The sequence below is a fragment of the Bacillus sp. BB51/4 genome (genome assembly GCF_008368845.1).
Classification (GTDB): domain Bacteria; phylum Bacillota; class Bacilli; order Bacillales; family Bacillaceae_G; genus Bacillus_A; species Bacillus_A wiedmannii.
The window spans coordinates 482,416-501,383 of the sequence record NZ_QOSC01000012.1; the positions used below are offsets into that span (position 1 = coordinate 482,416).

Annotated in this window: 17 protein-coding genes and 4 pseudogenes; 4 read left to right on the forward strand and 17 right to left on the reverse strand. The window is 33.8% G+C overall.

All coding sequences use genetic code 11. The annotated features are described in order from the left end of the window. Positions 1-69 precede the first annotated feature (69 nt). The 6 genes from plsY to DN392_RS17185 all read right to left on the reverse strand — a co-directional run bounded on the left by plsY (position 70) and on the right by DN392_RS17185 (position 4,785). Positions 70-618, reverse strand: coding sequence for a glycerol-3-phosphate 1-O-acyltransferase PlsY (plsY, locus tag DN392_RS17160; protein WP_000610847.1), 549 nt, complete (start codon positions 616-618; stop codon positions 70-72). A gap of 139 nt (positions 619-757) precedes the next feature. After that, positions 758-1,651 (reverse strand): BadF/BadG/BcrA/BcrD ATPase family protein, encoded by an 894-nt coding sequence (locus DN392_RS17165; RefSeq protein ID WP_048566409.1) that lies wholly within the window; start codon positions 1,649-1,651, stop codon positions 758-760. 18 nt (positions 1,652-1,669) lie between these two features. Beyond that, positions 1,670-2,818, reverse strand: a complete 1,149-nt coding sequence (gene anmK / locus DN392_RS17170) for an anhydro-N-acetylmuramic acid kinase AnmK (RefSeq protein WP_088321596.1) — start codon at positions 2,816-2,818, stop codon at positions 1,670-1,672. A 22-nt stretch (positions 2,819-2,840) separates the two neighbouring features. After that, on the reverse strand, positions 2,841-3,107 hold the full coding sequence (locus DN392_RS17175; protein WP_088321597.1) for a hypothetical protein: 267 nt from the start codon (positions 3,105-3,107) through the stop codon (positions 2,841-2,843). Between the two features lie 77 nt (positions 3,108-3,184). Beyond that, complete coding sequence (locus DN392_RS17180) at positions 3,185-4,468, reverse strand: PTS sugar transporter subunit IIC (RefSeq protein WP_001032304.1); 1,284 nt, start codon at positions 4,466-4,468, stop codon at positions 3,185-3,187. Positions 4,469-4,479: 11 nt separating this feature from the next. Next, entirely contained in the window at positions 4,480-4,785 is a 306-nt protein-coding gene (locus DN392_RS17185) for a PTS sugar transporter subunit IIB (RefSeq protein WP_000865896.1), read from the reverse strand. Between the two features lie 226 nt (positions 4,786-5,011). Here DN392_RS17185 and DN392_RS17190 point away from each other — a divergent pair, with 226 nt between their 5' ends. Then, complete coding sequence (locus tag DN392_RS17190; protein ID WP_088321598.1) at positions 5,012-6,571, forward strand: glycoside hydrolase family 10-like protein; 1,560 nt, start codon at positions 5,012-5,014, stop codon at positions 6,569-6,571. A 55-nt stretch (positions 6,572-6,626) separates the two neighbouring features. Here DN392_RS17190 and DN392_RS17195 read toward each other — a convergent pair whose 3' ends face one another. The 3 genes from DN392_RS17195 to DN392_RS17205 all read right to left on the reverse strand — a co-directional run bounded on the left by DN392_RS17195 (position 6,627) and on the right by DN392_RS17205 (position 9,505). Beyond that, entirely contained in the window at positions 6,627-7,460 is an 834-nt protein-coding gene (locus DN392_RS17195; protein WP_000008384.1) for a DUF3974 domain-containing protein, read from the reverse strand. Between the two features lie 24 nt (positions 7,461-7,484). Beyond that, a complete protein-coding gene (locus DN392_RS17200; RefSeq protein WP_000137410.1) occupies positions 7,485-8,597 on the reverse strand; it encodes a toxic anion resistance protein in 1,113 nt (370 codons plus the stop codon). Between the two features lie 302 nt (positions 8,598-8,899). Continuing rightward, positions 8,900-9,505 (reverse strand): O-methyltransferase, encoded by a 606-nt coding sequence (locus tag DN392_RS17205; RefSeq protein WP_064056612.1) that lies wholly within the window; start codon positions 9,503-9,505, stop codon positions 8,900-8,902. Between the two features lie 302 nt (positions 9,506-9,807). Here DN392_RS17205 and DN392_RS30445 point away from each other — a divergent pair, with 302 nt between their 5' ends. Beyond that, on the forward strand, positions 9,808-9,966 hold the full coding sequence (locus DN392_RS30445) for a hypothetical protein (protein WP_001100983.1): 159 nt from the start codon (positions 9,808-9,810) through the stop codon (positions 9,964-9,966). A gap of 35 nt (positions 9,967-10,001) precedes the next feature. Here the strand turns inward: DN392_RS30445 and DN392_RS17210 are convergent, their stop codons facing one another. The 3 genes from DN392_RS17210 to DN392_RS17220 form a co-directional block, all read right to left on the reverse strand. Continuing rightward, positions 10,002-10,871, reverse strand: a complete 870-nt coding sequence (locus tag DN392_RS17210; RefSeq protein WP_048561879.1) for a sigma-70 family RNA polymerase sigma factor — start codon at positions 10,869-10,871, stop codon at positions 10,002-10,004. Beyond that, positions 10,849-12,159 (reverse strand): phytoene desaturase family protein, encoded by a 1,311-nt coding sequence (locus DN392_RS17215; RefSeq protein ID WP_088321599.1) that lies wholly within the window; start codon positions 12,157-12,159, stop codon positions 10,849-10,851. The genes DN392_RS17210 and DN392_RS17215 overlap by 23 nt, the downstream gene beginning before the upstream one ends. Before the next feature lie 83 nt (positions 12,160-12,242). After that, positions 12,243-13,775, reverse strand: a complete 1,533-nt coding sequence (locus DN392_RS17220) for an SMI1/KNR4 family protein (RefSeq protein ID WP_001016922.1) — start codon at positions 13,773-13,775, stop codon at positions 12,243-12,245. Between the two features lie 225 nt (positions 13,776-14,000). Here DN392_RS17220 and DN392_RS17225 point away from each other — a divergent pair, with 225 nt between their 5' ends. Next, positions 14,001-14,633: a cupin domain-containing protein gene (locus DN392_RS17225; RefSeq protein ID WP_000203234.1), complete on the forward strand. Its 633-nt coding sequence runs from the start codon at positions 14,001-14,003 to the stop codon at positions 14,631-14,633. A 642-nt stretch (positions 14,634-15,275) separates the two neighbouring features. Here DN392_RS17225 and DN392_RS17230 read toward each other — a convergent pair. From DN392_RS17230 to exsJ, 4 pseudogenes are all read right to left on the reverse strand, one after another. Further along, a pseudogene (locus DN392_RS17230) lies at positions 15,276-15,476 on the reverse strand (exosporium glycoprotein BclB-related protein); the annotation flags it as partial. Between the two features lie 394 nt (positions 15,477-15,870). Next, a pseudogene (locus DN392_RS17235) lies at positions 15,871-15,982 on the reverse strand (phage terminase small subunit-related protein); the annotation flags it as partial. Between the two features lie 489 nt (positions 15,983-16,471). Beyond that, positions 16,472-17,372, reverse strand: a pseudogene (locus DN392_RS31380) (exosporium glycoprotein BclB-related protein). A gap of 33 nt (positions 17,373-17,405) precedes the next feature. Beyond that, positions 17,406-17,819: pseudogene (exsJ, locus tag DN392_RS31090) on the reverse strand (exosporium protein ExsJ); the annotation flags it as partial. A 468-nt stretch (positions 17,820-18,287) separates the two neighbouring features. Here exsJ and DN392_RS17250 point away from each other — a divergent pair. Next, positions 18,288-18,578 carry a DUF4183 domain-containing protein gene (locus tag DN392_RS17250; protein ID WP_001121646.1) on the forward strand — a complete coding sequence of 97 codons (291 nt, stop codon included), beginning with the start codon at positions 18,288-18,290 and terminating at the stop codon, positions 18,576-18,578. Between the two features lie 60 nt (positions 18,579-18,638). Here the strand turns inward: DN392_RS17250 and DN392_RS17255 are convergent. After that, a partial coding sequence (locus tag DN392_RS17255) for a DUF4183 domain-containing protein (RefSeq protein WP_098149477.1) occupies positions 18,639-18,968 on the reverse strand: 330 nt, incomplete at its 5' end.

An 18,968-nucleotide genomic window follows, 5' to 3' on the forward strand; every position in this document is an offset into this window, starting at 1 on the left:
GTTGTATCTCCTTTATGTATTTAATAAAAATTATAAGTGGAGATTAACTCCACTTATAAAAAGTTCATTTCATTCTCGATTTACATATAAAATAAGTACAATTATAAGTGCACTTAAAATAGTCGTAACAATAGAGTAAGAATACAAAATCATGCAAACTGGTAAACAAGCGATTGTAATTAGTCCTGGCTTAGTAAATCCTTTAAAGATTAAATAAAATATAATGAAAACAGCAACGAGGGTAAGCGCTATTAAATAATCAAATGCAATTAATCCTCCAATAAATGTTGAAATGCCTTTTCCACCCTTGCCTTTAAATAAAATCGGGTAAATATGTCCAAGTAAAACAGCCAGTAAAGCTAACATTACAAATGTAGAATCTTCAAAAAGGTATTTTGCAATAGAAACTACGATTGCCCCTTTGATCGCATCACCTAAAAATGTAGCGACGAAATACCCTTTTCCATATACGCGCCCCATATTTCTTGCGCCAGGATTACCGCTTCCTTCCTGCCGAATATCAACATTATGTTTCCATTTCGTCACTATATAAGCGGTCAATATGTTTCCAAATAAATAAGAAGCCACCAAATACAAAAATTGCATACTATTAATCATGTAATCATTCACTTTCTACATGGGAATACATATACAATATTCAAGAACTATGTATATTGTACTTTTTTATCCACATCCCTTTATACATTTTAACATCATATATTTACAAATCATACAAAAATTCTCATACAGCTATTTATTAAAAATATATATTTTTCATTAAATAATATGTTCCTTTCACTGCTGTTTCTGATTGTGATACAAATGTAACTTCTCCTATACTCTTCTCACAGCATGTCTTAAATTCACCATATATTTCAGGAACGAAATGCAATATGCTGCCACTTACTGCAATTGAAGTTGATAAATCAAACTGCATCTTATTGTAAATATTCACCGTAATTCTCGTTAATTCCGTAGCCGCTTGCAAAATAATTTTAAGTGCGTCATCATTCCCATTTCTCGCTTCCTCAATAATGAATGGTGCAATTGCTGCAACTTTATCTTTTGAAAAACTATATACTAGTCTTTTTAAATGAGACGATGTTAAAAGTTGAAACTCTTCTTGAATTCTTAAGCTTAATGGGCAAAGTGGAACTCCTTGTTCAAATTGATTTGCCATTCTCTTTAAACCTTGTAACGCAATCCAATATCCGCTTCCTTCATCTCCTAAAATATGTCCCCATCCACCGCTATACTCGTACACTTCCCCTTTCTTTCCTAAACAAATCGCACCTGTACCGCCAATTGTTAAAATTCCATCCTTTCCTTTTAAAGCAGCTGCATGAGCAATCATTGCGTCATTAAAAACTTCAATTTGTGTTCCATACTTCTTTTTTAGACGTAATGTTAATTCATTCGTATTTGCTCCACTTACACCCGCTAATCCTAAACAAATACAAACGCAATCCCCATTTAATAACCCTCTCTGGCATTGATCAATCGCTTCCATAATATGAAAAAGTGCTTCTTCAAAATCTATTAATATATTTCCAAAACCACTCGTAGCCCTTTCAAGTTCACTTCCGTCTTGATCAAATGCAATTGCTTCTGTCTTTGTTCCCCCACCGTCTACTCCAATCATATATTTCATATGTTCGCCTCATTCTCTTCAAATTGGAGGGAATGTTATGTTCCCTAAAACTACAGATTGCTTTGCACCTGTTGCGCTTGGCACATTACTCGGATTACGATGATACGTTTCGTTTGCTAAAATGGCGAAGGCGATTGCTTCTTTCGCCTCCGAAGAATAGCCTATATCTTCTTGAAGGAATAATGCACATTTTTCTTCTTTCAATCCATTCCGTATCATTTCAACGAGTGTACGATTATAACTGCCGCCACCACCTAAAATCACTTCATCGATTTCATAATATGGCAGAATAAACTCCTTATACTGATGAACAATTGATCTTGCTGTAAACATCGTGACAGTCGTCACTATATTTTCTTTACTATGCCTTTCATACCGCTTCAATAACTCACTGACAAATTCTTCTCCAAACTGTTCTCTACCAGTTGATTTCGGTGGATTCATTTTCAAAAATGGATGGTTCATACAATATGTCAAAATTTCATCTACAACTACTCCCTGCTTTGCAATTTTACCATTTTGATCATATGACAACTGAAATAGCCTTTGACACATTTCATCAATTACCATATTACCTGGACCAGTATCAAAAGCTATAACGTTCTTATCACTTAGGTGACTTGGTATTATGGTAACATTACCGATCCCGCCAATATTTTGTAGTAGTCTATTTTTAGTTGGATGACGATACAAAATAATCTCTGAATATGCTACAAGTGGTGCACCTTGTCCCCCTGCTGCGATATCCATCGTTCGAAAATTAGAAATAACCGTCGTATTTGTTTCATATGCTATAACTGCTGGTTCTCCAATTTGCAATGTGGAAGGAATCATATTACCATCGTGCTTTGGCTGATGATAAATCGTTTGTCCGTGAGAACCAATTAAATTTAATTGTCCCAAAGGAAAATTGGCCTCTTTACAAACTTCCCTTACAGCATTAGCGAAGCATAAACCGAGTTTGAAATTTAAACTGCATATGAGTTGTACATTTGAATTTTCTATTGATAATGCCTGCTGGATCTCATTTTTCATATCATTACAAAATGGAACTGTAATAAAATGGATGAGTTTGACCTTAGACTCTACACCACTCCCCTCTATATGAACGAGTGCTACATCTATTCCGTCTAACGAAGTACCAGACATTATCCCTGCAATATACATAACATGCATGACCTCCTATTTACTAAAAAACAATCATGTAAGTTACAAACGTACAACCGATGGAAAATAATATAAATCTATAAAACAACTGGGCTTTCGATGCGAACGATCCATCAATGAAAGAAACAACTACTGTAAGCAAAATACTTGCCGCAATGCTTGTAACGAGCCATATACTATGCATTTGTGATAAATGTAGCATTCTTAATAAAGGTACAAAAAGTAAATTTGCACATATCACTCCAAATAATAATAAAAATAAACCTTTATAACTAAATTTTATATTCATTCCATTTCACCCTCTCTGAACTTCATGTGAAAGAAGTGATAGACAAAATGCCTATCACTCAAAATAAAATATAAAACTTACGGATTAACAGATTCCCCATCACCATTTTTCTCAATTTCAAGCATGTTTTTGTCGTACATTTTAAAGAATGGTAAATAAATAAGGAATGATATTGTTATGTTTATAAATACGAGTACAATCGCTCTCCAATCCCCACCTGTTGCTAAATATGCACCAATTGGAGCTGGTAATGTCCATGGAGGCATTATATGTGTTGGTGTAACAAACCCCATCGCAGTTGCTGAGTATGCAATAGTTGCTGTTACTAGTGGTGTAATGATAAATGGGATAATTAATATTGGGTTTAGTACAATTGGCAATCCAAAAATAACAGGTTCATTAATATTAAAAATACCAGGCACAATACAAGTTCTTGATAATGCCTTCGAATATTTTGATCGACCAAATACAATCATAGCTAATACAAGTCCTAGCGTCGCACCAGAACCACCAATCCATATAAACCATTGGTATAATGGTTCTGGTGAAATGAATGGTAACTGATTTGCGCCACTAGCAACTGCTTCACCATTTTTCCCTAAATATACTTCCCATAATGGCCGGGCAACAGTTCCAACAACCGACACACCATGAATTCCGAATGACCAAAAAAATGTAATTAAAAATACTGGAATGATTACACCGAAGTAACTATCACCAGCTTTTACTAACGGAGCCGCTAATTTATCAACTACATGATGTAAATCAATACTAAAAACGACAGTTACTAAACTCATTAAAATAATAACGAATGCAGCAGGTATAAGTGCTTCAAACGAACGTGAAACAGACGGCGGTACTTGTTCTGGCATTTTAATCATTACATTTTTCGTCTTACAAAATCTTAAAATCTCAACTGATAAAATAGAAACAATCATTGTCACGAATAATCCATGACCTCCGAGATTTGCCATCGGAAGCATAAACCCTTTTTTATCAATTAATTCAGGCGTTAATGTTAATAGTAATGAACATACTGCAAGCTGTGCTCCTGATAAAGCATCTAGCTTGTAACTTTTCGCTAAATTATATCCTATTCCAAATGCTATATATAAAGACATAATAAACATCGTTAAACGATATGGTATTAATATACTTGTTTGATTTTTTAATGCCCAAACAGATATGAAACTATCTTTCGGTAATGGTGGAAATGCTACGATTAAAAAGAAACTTCCTACAATAATAAATGGTAACGCTGAAATAACTCCATCACGGATTGCTTGTAAATGCCTCTGTTCAGAAAGCCTCGCCATCGGTCCAGATAAGTTTCTATCAAGAAACGTGACAAATTTATTCATAACGCTTCCCCCTAACGAATTAAATCATTTACAGTTTTTAATAAAGTCGGTCCGCCAAGCGGCGTGTATGCTTGTGGCGGTATGATACCGCACGGGATAGATTCCTCTTCAGCGAATTTTTTAACAGATTCAAATCTATGTCTTACTTGAGGTGCAACCATAACAACGTCCCAACCATTCTTTACTTCTTCCTCTATCTCACTTGTTCCAATGGCATGGACTTCCATGTTTACACCTTTTTTCTCCGCCTCTTTTTTTAAAGCGTTTACAACAATTGCACTGGACATCCCTCCAGAACAAACGAATAAAACCTTCATTTATTAATCCTCCTATACTTATAATTTATCCCCTTCGAATGAAAGGAAGTTTCACTTTACTAACAAGCATATGAAGTTGTGAAAGAATTTAGTTATGATGAAAGTAAATTTCACTAAAAATATTTCCCCTATTAAATTAATGTTTCAATATTTATTTTTCTCAATTGTAAGAACAACCTCACCTCGGATATCATATTAGCTAACCATATAATAGGGAGGCGTATAAATAATCATGAAACGTTTATTAGTGATATGTTGTATCGTCATCTTTTTTATTCCTTTCTCTTTCATTTCTCCTCACTCTACTTACGCTGAAGTAAATACTACGTATAAAAAATATGAATTACGTGCTGTATGGATTGCATCTGTACTTAATATTGACTGGCCCTCAAAAACTGGCTTACCTATCGCAAATCAAAAACAAGAGTTTATTAGATTATTAGACGATGTAAAAAACACTGGTATGAATGCAGTTGTTGTACAAATAAAACCAACCGCTGATGCTTTTTACCCTTCCAATTACGGTCCTTGGTCTGAATACATTACGGGGACACAAGGAAAAGACCCTGGATATGATCCACTCGCATTTATGATTGAAGAAGCACATAAAAGAAATATAGAATTCCACGCATGGATTAATCCATATCGAATAACGATGAATCACACTGATATAAATCGATTATGGGATAACCACCCTGCAAAACAGCATCCGGATTGGGTTGTACCTTATGGAGGAAAGTTATATTACAACCCTGGTATTCCAGAAGTGAAAAAATTTATTACAGAAGGCGCTTTAGAAATCGTACAAAATTACGATATTGACGCGCTGCATATGGATGATTATTTTTATCCATATAAAGTAGCTGGTGAAGAATTCCCCGATCAAAAAACGTTCGAAACGTATAATAATGGTAGATTTACAAATATAGAAGATTGGCGACGTGACAATGTAAATGAACTTGTCAAAGGTTTAAATACTGCTATAAAACAAGAAAAATCATACGTAAAGTTTGGCATAAGTCCGTTCGGCGTATGGCGAAATATAGCTGACGATCCAACTGGGTCTAACACAACTGCAGGTCAAAGAAACTATGATGACCTTTATGCTGATACACGTGAATGGATACAAAAAGGTTATATTGATTACATTACACCGCAAATATATTGGAATATTGGTTTCACACCAGCTGCATATGACATATTAATAGATTGGTGGGTAAAAGAAACAAATAATAAACCGATTCACCTATACATCGGTCAGGCGGCCTATAAAATTAATAATAATTCTGTCCCAGCTTGGTCTGATCCTGAAGAATACCCAAGACAAATTGCATTAAACCGACTATATCCTGAAATAAAAGGTAGTATGCATTTTAGCTTAAAAGATATGAATAACAATCCACTAGGAGTTAAAGATAGACTCTCAAAAGACATATATAAACATCCTGCATTAATCCCATCTATGCCTTGGCTTGATCATGATCCACCAAAACAACCGACTTTAAAAGGTGCTATTCCAAGAGATGAAGGTATTGCTGTAGGTATCATTGATAATAGAGAGAATGACTCTGCTTATTACGCCATTTACCGTGTGAATGGAAAAAATGAAGTGGATATAGAAAACCCGAAACATTTACTTACTACTGTAAGAAAAACAAAACTTGGAGAGATTTATGTAGATAAAACAGCTATTTCTGGAGAAACGTATACGTATGTAGTAACTGCAGTTGATCGATTGCATAATGAAAGTGTCGCTTCTAGTCATACAACCGTTAAAGCAAAATAACAACTAATAAAAAAACGCCTTAAAAGCTAAGAACTATAGCTTTAAGGCGCTTTTTTTATTTATTCTTAAACTTCTCAGTCGCTGCTCTCATCTTCACATTCAAATCATGATCAATCGAGTCACGAATATCTCGCTCGACTACTTCCATTTCTTTTTGGAAATTTTGCAAGTAGATTTTTAATTCTTCTTCTTTTTCTGGTCGTTGTGAAGGTGGTAATTGTACGACTAACGATAGCATCGCTGTTAAATCTTTCATTAAGAACGTTTCAAGTTTATGTTGTTGTTCAAACATACGCTGCTCCTGATAATACGGCAAGGCATTTAATACTGAAATTGTAATTTCATCAACCGTTCTTTGTAATGAAGGGTTTATTGAGCGTTTATACGTTTGAATTGTATTTAATGCATCTGGATATCGATCATAAAAATACAATTTATAAAACGAAAGGTCTGATGGTTTTACTGTTTGCTGCGTTTCTTGTCTTAAAAAATCTTTTACTTTCATCGCCGCTACATCAATATCTTCATTTGTAAGTTTTTTCGTTGTTTTTGCCATTACATGTACTTTTTTCTGTTTTTCTTTCGGTAACATTGAGAATACTTGCTCTCTCGTACGTTGACCCGATGCACAGAAAAGAGTGTTTAATGTATATTGTTCTTTCTTTCCTTCCGTACGAATCCAGCGATAAAAGAGTGGGTGCTGTGTAAATTCTTGTAGAAACGGTAATGATTTATTCGATAACTTATCTAAAGAATCATGTGCTCTTTTATATGGTTTCGTCCATGAAAAATACAGTTTACGTCCGAAATATACAACTAAAACAACGACAGTAAATGCGATTAAAAGCAATGTACCCAATAGTACTAATACTGTTTGAATGAAACTCATTTTTTCACCTCCTCTAAAAGTCTGTTATTTCCTTGGACGCTGAATGAGTTTTTGTTTCATTTCATCATTAAATGTGTCTAATTCAATTACAAACTTCTTACTTGACTCGATAATACGTTCTGATGATTTCTCAGAAGCTTCAATCGCAGCAAATACATTTTGGAATGATTCACGTAATTTATCCATGCTAATAGCAGGATTTTCAAGAAGTTTTGTTGTTTCTTCTGTATTTTGTTTTAATGCTTGTGAGTTACTTAATACCATTGATTCAATTGCTTCATTTGTCGCATTCACTGCATCAATTGTTTTACGCTGATTTGTTAACGCTAGCTGGATAGCAGCTGAAACTGTTACAACGTTTTGCGTCATCGTAATGGCATTACGAATTGCTTCTGTTAACTTTTCATTATTTTTCTTAATAATGTCTACAGATGCGATAGATTGTAATAAAACACTTTTCGCTTGCTGCATATTTCGTGTACGTACTAGAATCTTTTCTAATGCATCGTTAATTAATGGAATATCTCTTTGACGTTCTGGATTTTGTTTCTCAGCTTCCAGCATGCCAGCAAGTTTTCTCCCTAAGTATACTTGCTTATCAAGTGCGTGAATTTTATCGTGCGATTGTTCTTTAAGCATTTCAAGACCAACTGTATCTTCTTGTAAGTTGTCACGACCAATTAGTAGGGATCTTATAATCTCCTCAATTTGCTTATCTATAGATTGATATTTATGCACGTATGTTTCAAGTGGATTTTTCTTGAATACTTTAAACATAATTTTCTTCATACCACTTGCTTTTAATGAATTCGGATCAAGCTCTGATACCACTTTTCGTAATTCTAACAATGTATTTGGAATTTCTTCATTTTTTCCATTCATCATCGCTGTTACAGGACGTTTTAATGCTGATAACGTTTGTCCTGCTGCTTGTTGCTCTTTATCCCCTAAATCTCCTAGCTGTGACAATACTTTTGATAAATCCGTATTTTGCTCGCTATTTAATTTTTGTACATAAAGATCAGCTTCTTTATTCAGTTCCTCTAATTCTTGATCTTTTATAACTGTATCTACTACTACTTCTACATTATTATCTTTCACAATGGATACAGGTTCTTTTTTCTCGAGTTCAGTCAACAAAATCGCTCCTTTATTTATATGTGCGAATTTATATGCACTATATTTCATCTATTATATCGTATTTCATATACATTCTAACTGCTTGAAATCGATTTTTTTAGAAATGCCTGTTTATGCAGTCATTCCCTGTTTCTTACTATAAGTATACCTGTAATCAACATAATTTTCCTCAGACTTAAGACCTAGAGAACAACATGCTGAAGGCGGATTCTTCGCGTGTTACGTATATGAACTCTATTCTTCCCATCCTACTGTACTCAATCTTTTGACATACAACCTTTTTCAATGTGATAATTATATTACGCTCTATCCTGTTTCTTCTTGCGCGCTACAAATGCTCCATTTTGAAATGCCAATAAAACCGTTTCAAACATTTCATCTTCTTCTATCATTTTTTTAAACTCGGCTAATTCGCTTGCATGAGAGGTTGCGTTATCAACAACAAGAAAACCCTTTGGTTGTAAAATGCGTTTTATATGCTCAAGCCACCACATGTATTGCGTACGCTCTGAATCTAGGAAAATAAAATCAAATGAGTGATCTAATTGCGCATCTAAAAATGCCCCTGCTTCTTGATTATGAACATCAATCCTTTGTAAAAGGTTTGCCTTTTCAAAATTGACAAGTGCCTCTCCAACTCGTTCTGAAGAAAGCTCTACAGTTGTTACATTTCCATTTGTTTCTTCTACCGCATTAGCTAACCACAATGTAGAATAGCCATTAGAAGTTCCGATTTCTAAAATGTTTTTTGCGCTACACCCTTTTACTAAAATCGATAAAAACTGCCCCATCTCACGAGTAATATTCCGTAACTTTTCTTCCCGTGTTTTTTTATTTCGATCATGCTCTTCTCCATATTGTTCAAGTTGAAATAATAATGAATCTAACGTATCCATTCTTTTCATCGCCTTTCCAAGCAATATGATGAAAAAGCTCTTGCTGCCCGTCTACTTTCATTATATGCGAAACGAAATCCTTTTTCTCGTTATATGACAAAGATTTAAATTTTTTTATAGCATATTGTTTCGTTTTTTGGTAAAGTTAATTTCTACGTGCAATTATTCCATTCATACTATTTTTAATTCAATTGCAGTTGTTAAATCATATAAACCCCAATTAAATGAATCGGTATTTCAAATTCAATTAAGCGCCCTTTCCGGACGCATTTTCTTTTGTTTATATATTTCTAGAAGAAAGGATGCTTACAATGAACGTGATTAGCTTAGATGCTGCTCGAAAACGAAAACAGCATAAAAAATTAATGATTACTATACCGATTATTTCACGTATTTATGAAGAAGATGGGGAAATTAAATTTGAAGTAGCAGGCGAAAAAGATGTACCTCTTGAAATGTTAGAGAAATAAAAAAAAGACGCACTTCTAAAGAAATGCGTCTTTTTTTATACAGTTACATTTAAGTGCATAAGTTTTTCAGGATTAACCATCATATAAATATTTGAGATTTTCTCATTCTCAAATGTAAATGAAAGCACATAAGTCACTTTATTATTTACTTTAACAATAACACCTGGGGCACCATTTACCATCTTATAATCAACATTGTACTCTTCCGGGAACTTCTTCCCAATTCCAAAGAATAAACGTATAATTCTATCTGCAGAATAGATTGGATGGATTGCAGTTGTAGCTTTACCACCACCATCCGCTTTTAATATCGCATCTGTTTTTAATACTTCTAATATGCCTTGCGCATCCCCACACTGCAATGATGATACAAATTTCTCCACATAGGCAGCCATCTTCTTCGTACTTAATGTTGAGTGCTTCGGCTTATCCAAAATACTTTTTCGTGCACGTTGAAAGATTTTTCGGCAGTTCGCACTACTCTTATCTACAATTGAAGCGATTTCTTCGTATTCATAACTGAAAACCTCTCTTAATATGAAAACAACTCTCTCTACCTCAGACAATTGTTGTAAAAGTAATAAATATGCCGTAGAAATTGATTCTTTCATTACAAATGACTCTGATGGATCATCAACCTCTTCCACAAATGGCTCTGGCAACCACATTCCGACATATACGTTCCGTTTATGTGCTGCCGAACGTAATTTGTCAATTGAGCGATTTGTTACCATTTTACATAAATAGGCTCTCATATTTTCTATAGATTGAACGTCCTCCATATTATTAAGTGATATAAATACGTCATGGACGATATCTTCAGCATCCATAACACTCCCAAGGATTCTATATGCTAACGAAAATAATAATGATTGATACGTTTCATATAATTGCTCCGTTTCCATGATGAATTGCCTCACTTTCGGATTGCTTTAATATGTGTAACGCTGCACGTTTTCCACTTGCCACCGCAGCATCAGCTAATATTTCATCATGCCCAGCCCAATCTCCTGCAACGTAAACACCTGGCATTCCAGGTATGTTAGGGCCTGGTTTTTCAACACGGTCAATATGAGGAAAATCATATACTACCGTTATTTTCGGTAAATATTGCTGTGCAACAACTTCTCTTTTCCAATTTGGATGTAACAATTCCATTGCATTTTCTAACTGTTCTTTATCTTCTTGAATATGATTCAGCTCTAGTACAGGGTTATGGTATTTAATTAGACTCACTACAATTGATCCATCTTCACTTAATTTAGCTGCTCTCGATTGATTCGTGAAAAATAGAGGTTGATCTAATCCCAATGCAAAATGATGCAAAGGATTCGGTAATTGTTTTAAACCAATATCTAACGCTGCCACGGTCACTTGTATAGATTGTTCACACCATTTTTGCAAACTTGTTCCTTCTGCACCTTTTATAATTTTACAAGCCTCTTTCGGTGGAGTTGTTACAATGACTACACCTGCTTCAAATACTTCATCGTCAAAACATTGTATTCTTTGTTTCCCTTCACAATGCTCTATTTTCAAAACATGCTTTTTAGCCAGAAATTGCACACCACTAGTACTTGCTATATTCCTTAAATTTGTTATTATCGTCTCCCAACCGCCATCTACATAAAGTACTCCTTCTTTCATAGAAAGCTGTATTTGCTTTAGTACGGAAGATGCTAATTGTATTGTAGGAGCATACGTATATGTTGTTGTTCGGCATAATGCATAAAATATATTTCGAACCATTGGATCTTGAATTTCATTTTCTGCCCATGTAGTTAGACTCATTTTTGGAACCTTTCCTACATCTAAGTTTCCTAAATGAATCATAAGACGAGCGAACTGGACTTTTGCAGACCATGAAAGTAACGGTGTTGATAAAATAGAACGAAAATCTGTTGGAATGGTATAAATATTCCCTTTCCATATTCCATGTGCTTTTGTAGATGGGATTCCACCTGGAAGATTTACTCCTAGCTCATTAAAAGTTATAAACGCTTCTCCACCTCTATATAAAGCATGTGCACCAAGATTCATACAAATGCCGTTTTTATTTATAGTCCTCCCTCGACCACCGAAGTGACTGGACTTTTCTAATACAATAACTTTCCTTCCAGCTTTCGCTAAATATATAGATGCTGTTAATCCAGCAAGCCCACCACCAACAATTGCTACATCAAAATGTTTCATAATAAAATCCCTCCTTATCCGTTCTACATACAAGACGAACGATTAACGAGGGATGTGACATTCAGTGATACATAATTTATTTTCTAATCTATTACATGCTGGTGCCAAATTTCACTTTCTTCTTCACTCATCCCTCCTATTACTTTTGAAAAATCTATTTTCCTATCAAATGAGTCTTTTAACATAAAAAATTGTTCAAACGATCCTGTAAATATTTCTAATGATCGAGAACAACAAATCGTTTCAAGGTTATCAATTGTTGCGCCATCTAATTCTAATTCCTTTAGTCCTTTCATTTTACCTAATGCCGATACATCTTTTACCTTTGTATCTGTCAACTTTATATTTTGAATTGACGCATTGTGTCGAAAGCAATATAAATTAGCGATGTCGCTATTTTCAAATTCAATTGTGATTAACTTATTTAAATTTTGCAAAACAAGTAAATCCAATTCACTAACATTCTCTAAACCTAAAATATATAAATGCTTTAAATTATCTACTTTCGAAATCGCGTAGAGCTGCTCATGATTTGAAATATGTACAGAAAGCGATTCTAATTTTTGAAACTGCGGTAGCAACGAAAAATCTTGAATACTAGTATGTGTAATATTTAATTTTTTTAATGATGACATTTCTACAAGTTCCGATAAATTATTTATCTCCGTATTCTTTATATTCATTTCTTGTAAGTGTTTTAGATGTATGATTGGCGTTAAATCTTGAACCGGATTATTAACTAAATATAACTTCTTTAAAGAATTCATTCGTTCTAATCCTGCTAAATCTCGAATTTCATTTCCGGATAAAATTAGTTCTCTCACTTCCGTACACATCTGTAATGGACTAATATCTACTAACCCTTTTCCACCTAAATATAATCTCTTCTCTCTAATAAACCTGTCTGCTCGTTCAGATGCACCCACTATATATCTCCAATTCTCATCTAAACTATCATACCAATCATTAACGTTATTTTCAGATTGAAATATAAATTGGGGCTGTAAAACAGGTAATTCAATATTAAATAAAGCGTCTAAAAAATGTATATTATCATTAGCACCATAACTCCAATATAAATAATCTTCCTCTTGATGAATGGTGAAATTTTTATTTTTTAGCGTTTGTAAAATAAATAGTAACAAATCTGAAATTCTATTTGCAATTACATATTTCACTTCTTCATCTCGTCCAAAATTAATAACTTGTCCCACTTTCCCCTTTTCATCCGGATCAACATCTATTCCTAAATTGTTACCGCCATAATCTTTACTAATAGGTATCCAATTGTGATTCACATATCTTTCCTTAATATATTCTGTTGGTATTGAAAATGCATCAAAATTAAAAAACGCATCATCTTCAATACTTTTCCATACTCTCCACTCATCCAAAACTTCATCTAACGAGAGAAATGGCAAACCAAAAAACAACCCTGGTCCTGATTTATCCTCACCGTTATGTGCAAGATAAAGATTACGTAATTCATCTGGAAACGCAATTCCCATTTCACTTTCGGCATATTGAATTTCTTCTATTGTTGCAGGTGCATTCAAAAACGGTTGAAAGTAATTTTTTAATTCAACTTCCAACTCTTTTAAAATAGTATGGTTCATTTTCTGCACTCCCCTTGTACTCCAAATTAAAAAAGCGCTATCTTTTACATTAATTGTAATTAATAGCGCCTTTTTTCGCAATGAAACTCTTGTAATTATAGTGCATTCAAACGAACATTTTTATCACTTTACAAACGAAGAGCAGCAACGCTTTCACATTTCAATAACTAGACTCATATCCTAAATTCAAATTGCATGAAAATATAAGAAAGGCGGGTAATACAAATGACTTCTAATATCGACTACACTTCCCCCTCAACTAATTTCACCCATGATTTAAATAAAAGTAATTTTTTTAAGAAAGATGCCCAAAATTATATAAACGTACTTGGCATAAAACAATTAAATACTTTAGAAAATACTTCTTTATTAGATATCTATTTAAGTACAGGAAATGTTGTAGAGCCACATATTCATCAAAATGCAGCTGAACTTGTTTACTGTATTTCAGGATCTGCTGTTGTTACTTTACTTAATCCTTTTACAAACCAAATATTAAACTTACCGATAAAACCAGGGCAAGTTGCCAACATTCCACAAGCGTGGTGGCATTATGAAATTGCTACAGCAGATGGTACTCATTTATTAGCTATTTTCGATGCCCCAACCCCAGAAGTTATTTTTGGTTCTGATATTTTAAGGTTAACCCCCGCTAATATGATGGCTCATACTTACTGTCTCGATGAACAACAATGGAAACAAGCGATATCCCCTATTCAATCCACTACAGTAATTGGTCCTCCAGCAAACTGTAATCAAAATCGAGGAATGATAAACACACCAACTCAACCTCCTAATCCACAACAAAATTTATATTACCAAGATTCATATTATTTCCCTCTTTACTGGGGATATTAATTTATATCATTAAAAGACAATTATTTATCTCCTCGGAAAATACGTAGGAGATTTTTTATTGTATATCCTCCATTCCTATTTTTTATCGTAACAATTAATAGAGTACATACATATAATATTTATATATTTAATTGGAGGTGATAGTACTATGAGTAATTATAACTATCGAAAAAACTACTCTAATAATAAAAATAGTAGTTCATCAGCATCCTCTCAGTCTTCGAATTCTCAATCTTCCAATTCCCAATCGCAAAGAGACTTAGCTGAGCAAGGCTATGTAAAGAAAAAAGGATGTAACTGTAATAAAAACAAATAGTTTATTACTAATTTGAACTATAACATTTCAACGTTCACGATAAATAATTTACTTTCTTGTATACAAGTTTATTTTATGGATGAATTCTGTTTTTAATAGAATTCATCTTTTTTATTTATAGGTAATTTTTCAAAGCATATAACTTATTCCATAAATAATAAAGTATAAATCATGCATTTTGATTTTTCTTATATACCAACTTAACAAAAAGTAATTTCTCAATTAATTTATCACCTATCTTCCCATAAAATATAGCCCTTCCTAATAAAATTAGGAAGGGCTATATACACATGCCAGTTCAAATTTCAAACAGACATTGTAACAAGTTAGACGATATTAATACCTGCACTTACAAATCCAGCTACTGTAGCTATTGGACTTGCTGCTGTTAACGAAACATATAGTAGTATTTTATCCCTTGCTGTTACTGGAATAGCTTCAGCTATAATCCCTGATGCTGTAGAACCAATCGCTACTGCGGCAAATGCTGGTGTTAATAATAGAGGTGCGCCTTGTACTGTAAACGATAAGTTCAAAACTGGTTATAAATTTTATTAATCTTTTTATCAAGACATCACCCTCTTTTTATATATTTAGTATACAATATATCTAAATGCATTAAGTATTAAACATGTAATTAAAAACACTTCATTTTCTAGCTATTATCATGACTTATTTCAGTATTTAATATCTAAAACTCCTAAAAATGAATTAGCTATAAACTAGATTGTGTTAAATTCACCTATTTGGTTTAACCTTAGATATAGCAATATTTTTTGCATCTTATATAAATGAATTTGACACTTCCTGTTTAAAGCTAATTAAATAAGTAATAAAAAAATAAAGGAATTAGATTCTAAACTTCCTTTGATAATCATTTAATGTATCTTTATTCTATCTTGTATATCTAAACTTTACTTAATTAAATAGTTCGTCCCATTTATCTTGTGACTTCCACTTTCTGATTTGAGATGGTTTTAAGTTTAATTTCCCTTGCAAACTCAACAAATGGCTTCTCACCATTACTTGCTTTAACTCAGAAAACAACAATTCTGCTCCCAATTCCGTTCTTTCTTGCTGATTTTGGAATCTAATACGTAACACTCTGTATTTCCGCAACTCTTCTATCACGAAAGGGCGGATTTCTTTCTCCTCTATATGCTTGAAAAATAATAATTGTTCCAAATATAATCCTCCCACGTCTCAATCCTTACATATATAAGGCTAAAACTTTAAATATTTTAGATATATACCTTTATATGTGTATGAAATTAGTTCGTAATCCACAATCGGCTATAAACCTCTATTTTTTTACGTCTATTATTATGTAATTTACTAGCAGTGATCATTTAACTTAACACAATTACACTACATTCTCATAGTATATTTAATCATTTTCACCAGACATAAAGTATAAAAACAATTAAAGAAAAGAGACTGTCTTCAAAAGTTAATCTGAGGATACTTTTTTGACAATCTCTTTTCTTATATCAAAATTTTCAACTACAAAACTTACAAGTGATTATACGAATGTTATACCTGCACTTGCGAAGCCTGTAATAGCAGTAGCTATATCAAAACCAGGTGTAGTTGATGAAACAACAAGTAATATCTTATCTTGTGGAGCGACCGCAATGGCTTGTGCGCTAATACCACTTGAAGTATTACCGATAGCAATAAGACCACTAAATGCTGGTGTTAATAGTAACGGTGTACCTACTGGAGTGAAAGTATTACTTGCTGCTGGCGCGCTGTACAATTGCATTTGAATTTGTATGCTTCCTAATGCTAAAGCAACCGCTACAGTTACACTAAAGAACCCTGCTAACGAAGTAATTGTACCTGCGCGAGGGGCTACAAATGCAAAATCAAATACTGGAGGTACAGGACCTATAGTAATTGGACCACCAGGTGGGACAATTACAGGGAAGAATGAACTTCCAAATCCAAGAAGTGCTCCTGTGTTTGCTAATCCACCTAAAACAGTTGCTAATGCTACTGGTCCACCTGATGCAAACGGAATAACTGCTCCAGCTCCCGTTGCTCCTGTTAGGCCTGTTGGACCTGTTAGACCTGTTGGACCTGTTTCTCCTGTTGGACCTGTTGGACCTGTTAGGGACCTGTTGGACCTGTTGGACCTGTTGGACCTGTTTCTCCTGTGGGGCCTGTTGTGGCCCTGTTGCTCCTGTTGGACCTGTTGGACCTGTTAGGCCTGTTGGACCTGTTGGACCTGTTGGACCTGTTGGACCTGTTGGACCTGTTAGGCCTGTTGGACCTGTTGGACCTGTTTCTCCTGTTGGACCTGTCGCGCCACCTCCAGGACCTGTTGGACCTGTTGGGCCTGTTACTCCACCTCCAGGACCTGTTGGACCTGTTGGGCCTGTTGGACCTGTCGCCCCTGGAGTAGCATTGATTAATTGAATTAATAAATTAAAAAGAACTTGTAAAGTTGCAGGATCGACATTTGAGTCGCAGGATACAGGGATAAGATCTAAAGCGAAGAAGAATTGTGCAAGTGCACTATAAAATTGTTGCAATAATGTTGACAATTGTCCTAAATTAGGTGCTGGAGATTGTAATAAAACTATAATACTTTGAGTTAATTGTTTCAAAAAATTAACTTCTGGAGAAGGTAATAAGGAATTTAAGAAAATTAAAAATTGATTAAATAAATCGAGTAACACTAATCTGTTTGCATTACTTGGATTTGCAAAAAATGCTGAAATAGCTGATACTAATGAGTTTAGTAAAGTAATTAATTGACTTAATTGTTCCCTAGTAATAGGAACTGACTGTGGATTTTTACAACAATCTGCTGAAAAAACAATCGGATTGCAGTTATTATGATCAAAACAATCATTATGTTTCATTTATTTCCTCCTTACTTTTCTTATAGTTGAGTGTTTTCCTATTCTAAGTACTATAAAAGATGCGATTGAAAAAAATAGTTAAGTTATATGTTTCTCTTAAAATAGGAAACATGAATTATAATCAAACTTGAAAACGTAATTTAATTATGTTCATGACTCACATATTAATTATATGTTTTTAATAATTGACTGCTTAGATTAAACACCTAAACTTAAGAGTTTATTTTAATTTTCCACGTTTATCTCTTAGGTCCAAAAGCACATTTTAATTTAAATATTAAAACTAAACATTTGCATATAACCAATAAGTAACAACACCATCTTTTCAGATAAGTAACAATATCTTTACTAAAATTATGTTCTCTCAATAATTAAGAAGCCGTTTCTATTATAGAAAACTCTCATACAATATATCGGACAAGTTATTCTATACTTCGTTCAAAAAATAATTTAGGAGGTGCGAATTAATTGCCAATCATCCAACCATTTATGGCATCTAGAAGATTTACATCTACACTAGGAGCTGGAACAGGAACAGGTGCAGCTTTTGCAATTGCTGCTACAGCGTGTTTAAACGATGCTGGTACTACTGCAACTGCTTTTCCGACTTTTACGTATTACAACTTTTATGTAAACGGCATTCTTCAACCTAGTGTGAACTCCAGTATTACTACTGGACCTACTGGTGCTATTACAATTCCTGGCGGAGATGCATTAGACGGCGGAATTCCAATTACAATCGAATTTATCGTCACTTAGTTTAACTACTTTAATGTAGAACAAAAAGACAGATTCTTTTTATTTAAGAATCTGTCTTTTTTAATTAATAATGATGAATTGCAAAATAATTGAAGAACCTTGCGTTGGTGGTTGATTATCCAATAAAGTTAGCTGACCATTACTAACCTGATATAATGGTTGCGGTTGAAGTATTCCATTAATAAACAAATTAATATAGGAAACCTCATCAGGAGGTAATATGTGTGTTGTACCATATTGAGCTATCCCATCTGAATCTGTATATATAAGTTTTTCTCCATCTGAAAAAGTGTAAAATAATAAATTAGTTGTTGTTATTGGTCCAATAACTCCAGTTGGACCCGTTGCCCCTGTTAAACCAGTCGCACCCGTTACTCCCGGTGATCCCGT